The following is an 8,108-nucleotide window of genomic DNA, read 5'->3' as shown; positions in this document are numbered from 1 at the left end:
ATCTCGCGCCGGGTCTGCTTGCGCTTGCCCAGGCCCTCAGCGTCACCGAACGTCAGCTGCATAGATGATCCTCTACATGATGAGGCGGGTAGTGTCGCGTATCTGTGGTGCGTTGTTCAGAGCTTCCCTAAACGAAATGGGGGGCTGGACGCCGGATGCCATTGAGTCCGCGTTAACCCATAAAATGCCAGGAGTTCGCGGCATTTATAATCAAGCGCAGTATCTAGACGAGCGCCGAAAGATGATGCAAGCATGGGGTGATTACACACAGACACTCAGATTGGGAAGTGCGCTACCCTTAGTTAAGGAAGTCGCTTAAGGAGTTGCGAAGATGCAGAATCCGATAAACTTGAATCAATCGCTCTATATGCGCTGGTATGAGGAATATAGGGAGCGCCGCTACCTTCAGGGGCAAAGTGATGAGGCAGTAGCCCAGCGTGCCCGCGACCTCATATCGAACATAATGACTCTGGAACCTAACGGGAAAATAGGCTGCGTCCAAGGCAACGTGCAATCAGGCAATTTCCTGTGGCGTCTCTTCTCTCACCTTCTTGAAGAATCACGCCTTAGAACAGGATCGCATCAAGGCTTATTCATTAAATGCGGAATCAAAGAGACCTTAGCCCCGAAGCCGACCGCACCCAATAGCCCGGCATCAGAAGCAATCCTGTCTCTTTTTAGCGAAAAGCAAAAGCATCACTATCTCTTTAAGTTTGGCGACAGGAGATGGATGCAGGAGTTGGTAGACGAAGGAAAACTCAGGGTATCTCCCGCCTCTTTTTACAATGATGATTCTTTAGGTCCAGCGATTGCAGATGACGAGCTTTCTTACGATCTGGCTGGAGATGCCTTTGATGAGGAAATACTCTCTATTGACCCCTTCAAGACTAGGCTCATTGACTCTTTTGGCCCTGCAACACCGAGGCCCCAAAAAGTCGTCATGCAGACGAATTACTATGCGTGGTGCGCAAGCTTTGGCATGAACTTACGTCTATTCGACGACTTCAACGCTGATTCGTTAGTGGTAATCCGAGATGTAGGCGAGTTCTCACGGAGGCTCATACAAGCACTTCGGCCCCATCTTGGCGGCTGGCGCTTCGTTCCATGCGCAGTTCATTACTTCGATCCTTTTCGCCCCTCAAAAAAGACGAAAAGCGTTTTTGCTTGCAAGCATTTCAAGTATCTCTATCAAGAGGAATTTCGCTATGTATTTATCCCTACAAGCCCAGTAAAGACCCTGTCTCCAATTTACTTGAACCTTGGCCCACTGACGGATATTGCCGAACTTATTGACAGGAGCTAGCGCCCCTAGGCGCACTCGCCGCATCCGTCATCTGTATCGTTTTTAAATTTCAATGCGTCGAGGAAATTCTCACGATTGCAAAGGCTATAAGTGCTGCCACGAGAAGACCCATAACCAACTGCACCACAACCAAGTGCCAAGGCCTTTTGCCCAACTTCAATGTCAGCCTTTTTGAAAGGATGCTAATTGCACCAAGTGCCAGCATGATAAGTGGGAGTGCAAGCAGTGTTCCCATGATTGACCTCGAGAAATCTGGCGGCCCGTGAAAGTTCCGGCGTAGCAAGATCAATTGCTTGGATTGCCGATGCACTGAAATTCAATCGTCACGCGCCTTGATCCGCAGTTTCCGAAGCCTCGGCGTGATAAACATTCGGCACTCTGCGATCCGAACGGCTCCGCTCCCTTATAGCCCCAGTTTTTGCACTTCTGCTCGGCAAGCTGCACGGCCTGCTGCTCGCTCATGTCGGGGCGCTGGAACTCATTGCGCTCGTAGGAAAGCGCAATCACACCATCTGCACGACTGGCTTTGGTTACTAGCCAGTCGGCATGAGTTGCACATGCACTGACGAGCAACAAGACGGCTACTGCCCCGTAAGACTTCAGTTTCATAATGTATTCCTCCCTGACTTTCGGAGCTTAGTTGTACAAGCAGTCGAAGACCTGTACTAGCGTTCCACCAAGGAATGATAAGAGAACCGCGAGCCAATGTCACTCATAGAGGGTGTCCTCATAGGGCGTGGCCCGATAGAGGTTGCAACTGCATCGTTCTCTCATGCCAGAGAAATCGATGCCCACCGATCCCCGCGCCGTGTTTGGGCTGCGACTTGCCGAAGTCCGTAAGGCCAAGGGACTCTCCCAGGAGCGTCTCGCCTTGGAGAGCGGGTTGGCGCGCAGCTACCTAGGCGGCGTCGAACGTGGGCAGCGCAACATCGCACTGTTGAACATCTACCGCCTCGCCGAGGCGCTGGGCGTGCATCCAACCTCGTTGCTAGAACCCCCATCTGCCTCTAGCCCTGGGTAGCCCTAGCCATATCCGCTGCGATAGTCGGTATAGCAAGTCATTGATCTTGAAGGCCGTATCATTTTGGTACCCATACAGCAGAGGAAGGCATCTTCTGTCGGCGCGTACCTTCAGCACTAAGAAGTAGCAGTCTTCCATTAGATGGCAGTAAGCCCAGGAAGCTGAGCGCGTCTCCGATAAGCACTTACAAGGAGACAGCAATGAAATATGACGCGGTGATGCAGACGTTCAGACATGCTCCCCCTCGCCTGATCCCGATGGGCGACATACGAACCCACGACGCCCTGCAACCACGCGTTGCCCGCTTGGTGCCGTTTAAGGACAAAGGGCGAGCCGAGGAAAGCAGCGAGCAACACGTCGCAACGCTTCGCTTAGTACTGGAAGCGACGGAGGATAAGCAGCTTGATCCAGTTTGGCTCGCCGACATCGGTAGCGCCGAGCCGGTAGAAACTGGTTTGTATCTGGTGGATGGTCACCACCGCCTGATGTCTTACCAGCAAGCAGGCAGACAGCAAGTTCCGGCATGTGTTCTGGCGTTAGATTGGCGGACTGCCCTGGTTGTTTCCAAACTGGTCAACTGCACCGGCAGATCGCTCGCCCTTCACAACGAGCAGCGCCGGGACGCGGCTTGGCAATACCTTGCAGATCTAACACATAGAGGAGCTATCGAGCTTCCTAGCGGGGAGTCTTTACGCTCTATCGCCGCTCGATTTGGCATTAGCAAGAGCACGGTAAGCAGCATGCTCACCAATATGCCGCACGTCATCGCTGCAGAGTTCCACGCGCTGGCGATAGACCCCGGCACGGGTTGGCCGAGGTGGCGACATGTACGCGAAGCAAAGAACCCCTGGCAAACAAGCCTGCCTAGCTCCGACCAGCAGCAGCTAGACCGGGATGCGGAGAGGGTTGCCCGTCACATAGTTAAGCTCGTGGATGGCTCATCCCCAGCCGTGCGCGCCAGAGCGCTTGAAATGCTGGCGAACGACGAGGTCAATGCCACAGATCAACTCGCATCGGTGGAGCTTCTTGCTCACTTCAGCCCACCACCATGCCGCCCTGTCCCAATTAGGACACCCGCTGTCCCAGCGCAACCGGCACATCTGGACAACTGACAGCCCCGGCCTGATTTGACCGCTCTGCCGGCGGGAGAGGAAACAAGATTTTCGTCGCGAAATTACGCGGCAGTCACTTCAATCATGCAAGGCCCAGCCGCCCCCATGCCGCCCCCTCCGGGGAAAGCTGCCAACGGCAGGCACCACACTAACCAAAAGGCTCGCTGCAACCTTATGCAGCGGGCCTTTCTCATTTCAAGGAAGCCATGACGATTCAACCACAGACGACATTGCCGTATCACTTCATGCGCTTGCCCGAGGTCCTCGCGACCGTCGGCGTCAGCAAGTCAACGCTCTATGCATGGGCCGCTGCGGGCAAGTTCCCGAAGCCAGTACAATTCCCCGGTGGCAACATTGCCGCTTGGGTCTCCACCGAAGTGGCCGCATGGATGAGTGCAGCGGTAGACGCACGCAATGGTACGCAGGGCCTAGCCGCATGAGCTTGGCGGTAGCTATGGCGGTAACAGCGCTCACCGCATCGGAAATACCTATTGCATTACAGTCACTTGCAGGTATTATTCGGGAGCCTTCCGCCCACCATCGAGTCAAACGCACGCGCCCTGGCAACGTCATGTTTCCGGGGCTTGCGCGTTTTGAGCGGGGCCTTGGGGCGACCTGCGGTGCAGGCGGGCCGGTCGCCGTGGCGTGGGGATCACATCGTGCGCGCTAACGTCCGGCTTCACTCCACAGCGGACCCACACCATGAGCAAGAAAGACCAACAGCCCGACGAGGTCGCCGACGATGCGCACGGCGTGACCGAGAGCCAGCAAGACCGCCGGCACGACGATGCCGCCAAGCAGCGCCCGGGCCAGGAAGATCTGAAGGTGCACGACGAGCAGAGCCGTCGCCCATCTGGCAAGGCTGGTCAGGGAAAGTGAGTTGGCCAAACCTGCAGCCTGGCACCGGGCAGCGCCGCGGCAACGCTGATGCGGGGAACCCCCGTGCTGCATCGCCGGCGGCGCGTTGCACCCTATTGCGCAGCTGAGAATGCTGCGTCTGCGGAACTGGAAGCAGGCGCCGGCCAGCCACGCCGCTCCTGTGGCAAGATCCTGACAGGCGCTCGCCGGTATGCCGCTGCCCTGGGAAGCAGTGCATTGCCAAGGTGGCGATCGCATCGGCCAGTGCCTTGTCGCATTAACCCTCATCGCCTTGATGGCGCCTTGTTCCCGGTGGTGTTTTGCATGCAGATACCCGAAGCACCCGCGTTGAACCTGATCCACGCAACGTTGCTGCCAGGCGGCGTCAACGCCACGATCGGGGCGCGCCTGCCGGCCAACGAAGATGAGCGCGTGGAGGCACTGCATGCTTACCGCCTGCTGGACACCTCACCGGAGCCGAGCTACGACGCGTTCACTTCGATCGCGGCCGCGGTCTGCCGGATGCCGATGGCGCTGATCTCGCTGGTCGATACGCATTGCCAGTGGTTCAAGTCCAGAATCGGCATGCAGCAGAACGAGACGCCGCGTGAGCTGTCGTTTTGCGCGCACGCCATTCTCGAACCCGATCAGGTGATGGAAGTCGGCGACACCCATCTGGACGAGCGGTTTGTGGGCAACGCGCTGGTGACAGGCGAGCCGCAGATCCGCTTCTATGCAGGCGCGCCGTTGTTGACCCCGGACGGCATCGCGCTGGGCACCCTGTGTGTGCTGGATCGCGTTCCGCGGCGACTGTCGGTGGCCGAGCGCGACGCGCTGCAAGCATTGGCCAGGCAAGTCGTCAGCACCCTCGAACTGCAACAGGCCGCGCGACTGGTGGAGCTGGATGCACTGCGCGATGCGCTCACCGGGCGATGGAATCGCGCCGGGCTGGAGCACGCCTTGCACGCGCTTGCCAATGCGCCCAGCTCCGCCGCGGATGCGCCACTGGGTTTCATGCTGCTCGAACTGGATGGCTTCAAGCGGCAAAAATTGCAGGCCGGCGCGCCAGCGGCCGATGCCACCTTGCTGCAGGTCGCTACATTGCTGGAGGCGCAGCTTCCGCCTGCCGCAATCGTGGCGCGCCTGGCCTGCGATCAATTCTGCGTGGCGCTGCCGGCGACCGCAGCATCTGCAGCCCTTGCTGCTGCCGAAGACTTGCGCAAGGCGGTGGAAGACGCGCACTGGCCGACCGGCCCGCTGACGCTCAGCGCAGGTCTGGTGGATGTCGCCACGCCAACCTCGCTCGACAGCGCTACCTTGCTGGCCCGTGCGCGGCACGCGTTGCAGCGGGCGCGTGACGATGGCCGCAACCGCGTGCATTGCTTCGACGGGTGGCAGCTGCGGGCCTGATCGACGCAGCCCGCGCCGATCGCCCTGCGGCACGGCTGTCGCTCAGGCCGCCAGTGCGTCGGTGTTTCCGGCGATCTCGTCCACCTGCAGCACCTGCTCCATCTCCAGCAGTACCACAAAGCGCTCGCCGACCTTGCCCATGCCGCGCAGCAGATCGCGGCGGATATGCGTGCCGAACGAAGGCGCCGCTTCGATGTCCTGGTCGGCCAGTTCGATCACTGCATTGACCGCATCCACCAGCACCCCAATCACCTGCGTGCCCTGCGCCTGCTCGGTGGCCAGAATCACGATGCAGCTGCGTTTGCCGATCGCGCTGTCCGCGCGCCCCAGCCGCGATTGCAGGTCCACCACCGGCACCACCGCGCCGCGTAGATTGATCACCCCGCGCACGCAATCCGGCATCGACGGCACCGGTGTGGGAGCGCGGTACTGAATGATCTCGCGAATGCCGAGAATGCTGGTGGCGAAGGTTTCGCCATCCAGTTGAAAGGTCAGATATTGCGCGGCGACATCGGCGTCGCCGGGCATCACATCAAGCGTCGGTGCGGTCATTGGTCGCTCTCTCAGAAACGCGCGAACTGGCCTTCGTCAGGGCCCTCGGACATCGCATACGCCGGCGCTGCGTTGCTGCGCCAGCCACGCGTGCCCGCCGCACGCGCCGGTCGCGCGGCGACCTGCTTGCCGCGCTTGGGCGGCGCAGTCGGCGCGCCCTGCCCGCCCAGCCGGAAGAACGCCATGCTCTGCTGCAGCTGCTCGGCCTGCGCGCTCATTTCCTCGGCAGTGGCGGCCAGTTCTTCGGATGCGCTGGCGTTCTGCTGGGTGGTCTGGCTCAACTGCACGACCGCCGAATTGATCTGGCTGACGCCGGAAGATTGCTCCTCGGAGGCAGCGGATATTTCCTGCACCAGGTCGGAGGTGCGCTTGATGCTGGGCACGATCGAATCCAGCAAACGGCCGGCGCGGTCGGCCAATTCCACGCTGGAACTGGCCACCTCGCCAATTTCCTGCGCGGCCACCTGGCTGCGTTCGGCCAGCTTGCGCACCTCCGCGGCGACCACGGCAAACCCCTTGCCATGTTCGCCGGCGCGCGCGGCTTCGATCGCGGCATTGAGCGCGAGCAGATTGGTCTGGTACGCGATGTCGTCGATGATGCCGATCTTCTGCGCGATCTGCTTCATCGCCTGGGTGGTGGCAACCACCGCTTCGCCTCCCTCCACGGTCTCCTTGGCGGCCTGGGTGGCCATGCCGTCGGTGATGCGCGCGTTCTCGGTGTTCTGGCTGATCGATGCGGTCATCTGCTCCAGCGAAGCACTGGTCTCTTCCACACCGGCGGCCTGTTCGCTTGCCGCCTGCGACAGCGACTGCGCGGTGGCGCTGACTTCTTCCGACGCGCTGGCAAGGGTTTCGGCGCTGGTGTTGACCTCGCCGACCACCTGCGACAGCTTCCCGACCATGGTGCGCATCGCTTCGAGCAATTGCGCGGTTTCGTCGCGGCCGTGCACATCGATGCGCATGGTGAGATCGCCTTCCGACAAGCCGTTGGCCACCGCCACCGCGCGGCGGATCGGCCCGGTGACGCTGCGGCTGATTACCACACCGAGAATGGCGCCGAGCAACACGCCGCTGCAGATGCTGGCGACCAGCAGCCTGGAACTGCGCGCGTGGATCGCACCGGCTTCCGCGTTGGCCGCCGCGGCGCTGCGCTCGCGCAGGCCGCTCAGGTCGGTCATCAGGTTATCCACTTCGTCCGAGCTGGCACGGACCGCGCGCGATAGCGCGGCCAGTTCCGGATTGGCCTCGCGCAGCGCTTCGCGGTTGGCGACCTCGATGAAGCGGCCGCGCTCGTCCAGATACTTCTGCCAGGCGCGATCGAATTGCGCCAGCTTGTTCTTGCCTTCCTCGCTCTGGAAGCTTTCCCGCGCACGGGCCATGTGATCGACCACCTTGGCGGTGTATTTGTCGATGTTCTGCACATGCGACTGGCGCTCTTCTGCACTGCTGGCCAACAACAGGTTGGCGCGCGCGCGGCCGGCATAGATGAGGTTGATGTTGGCTTCCTTGACGTGAGACATGCCGAGCAACTCGCGCTCGTACAACGAGCTCGACAGCGCGCTGATGCGGCCGGAGTTGGAATAGCCCACCCACCCGATGCATGCGCCGATGGCCGAGACGATCAGGAATGCCACGATCAGTCTGGTTCCGATTCTGAAGTTGCCTAACATTGGGGAGTTCTCTCAAAAAGGGTGCGTGGGCGACATGCGCTGCAGGATGGCGATGGCGCTGCGCGTATCGCATGGCGCTACGGCTGGTCTAACCCATCGCTAATGGCTATCGGCGACGACAAAACCCGCTTGAGATGCATCCAGGGCCGGAATGCCTATTCATCCAATCGAATCTGCGCTTT

9 protein-coding genes are annotated in these 8,108 nt (G+C 60.2%); 6 read left to right on the top strand and 3 right to left on the bottom strand.

Features of this window, described 5'->3' with window-relative positions; all coding sequences use genetic code 11:
* Positions 1-331 precede the first annotated feature (331 nt).
* Entirely contained in the window at positions 332-1,303 is a 972-nt protein-coding gene (locus F7R02_RS18280) for a hypothetical protein (RefSeq protein ID WP_167521057.1), read from the top strand.
* A gap of 285 nt (positions 1,304-1,588) precedes the next feature.
* Here F7R02_RS18280 and yecR read toward each other — a convergent pair whose 3' ends face one another.
* Complete coding sequence (gene yecR, locus F7R02_RS18275; RefSeq protein ID WP_078589650.1) at positions 1,589-1,912, bottom strand: YecR family lipoprotein; 324 nt, start codon at positions 1,910-1,912, stop codon at positions 1,589-1,591.
* Between the two features lie 178 nt (positions 1,913-2,090).
* Here yecR and F7R02_RS18270 point away from each other — a divergent pair, with 178 nt between their 5' ends.
* The 5 genes from F7R02_RS18270 (at position 2,091) to F7R02_RS18255 (ending at position 5,704) form a co-directional block, all read left to right on the top strand.
* Positions 2,091-2,324, top strand: coding sequence for a helix-turn-helix domain-containing protein (locus F7R02_RS18270; protein WP_078589654.1), 234 nt, complete (start codon positions 2,091-2,093; stop codon positions 2,322-2,324).
* A 200-nt stretch (positions 2,325-2,524) separates the two neighbouring features.
* Positions 2,525-3,436, top strand: coding sequence for a ParB/RepB/Spo0J family partition protein (locus F7R02_RS18265; RefSeq protein WP_172397212.1), 912 nt, complete (start codon positions 2,525-2,527; stop codon positions 3,434-3,436).
* Between the two features lie 206 nt (positions 3,437-3,642).
* Complete coding sequence (locus tag F7R02_RS18260; protein ID WP_235857298.1) at positions 3,643-3,876, top strand: helix-turn-helix transcriptional regulator; 234 nt, start codon at positions 3,643-3,645, stop codon at positions 3,874-3,876.
* 262 nt (positions 3,877-4,138) lie between these two features.
* A complete protein-coding gene (locus F7R02_RS26425; protein WP_003485979.1) occupies positions 4,139-4,315 on the top strand; it encodes a hypothetical protein in 177 nt (58 codons plus the stop codon).
* A gap of 282 nt (positions 4,316-4,597) precedes the next feature.
* Positions 4,598-5,704, top strand: coding sequence for a sensor domain-containing diguanylate cyclase (locus F7R02_RS18255; protein WP_172397214.1), 1,107 nt, complete (start codon positions 4,598-4,600; stop codon positions 5,702-5,704).
* A 42-nt stretch (positions 5,705-5,746) separates the two neighbouring features.
* On the opposite strand, the gene F7R02_RS18250 is transcribed toward F7R02_RS18255, so the two are convergent.
* Positions 5,747-6,256, bottom strand: a complete 510-nt coding sequence (locus F7R02_RS18250) for a chemotaxis protein CheW (protein WP_003485975.1) — start codon at positions 6,254-6,256, stop codon at positions 5,747-5,749.
* Between the two features lie 11 nt (positions 6,257-6,267).
* Complete coding sequence (locus F7R02_RS18245; protein ID WP_078589647.1) at positions 6,268-7,926, bottom strand: methyl-accepting chemotaxis protein; 1,659 nt, start codon at positions 7,924-7,926, stop codon at positions 6,268-6,270.
* Positions 7,927-8,108 lie beyond the last annotated feature (182 nt).

The sequence above is a fragment of the Xanthomonas cissicola genome (assembly GCF_008801575.1).
GTDB classification, from domain to species: domain Bacteria; phylum Pseudomonadota; class Gammaproteobacteria; order Xanthomonadales; family Xanthomonadaceae; genus Xanthomonas; species Xanthomonas cissicola.
This window is presented reverse-complemented; position numbering and strand designations above follow the sequence as displayed.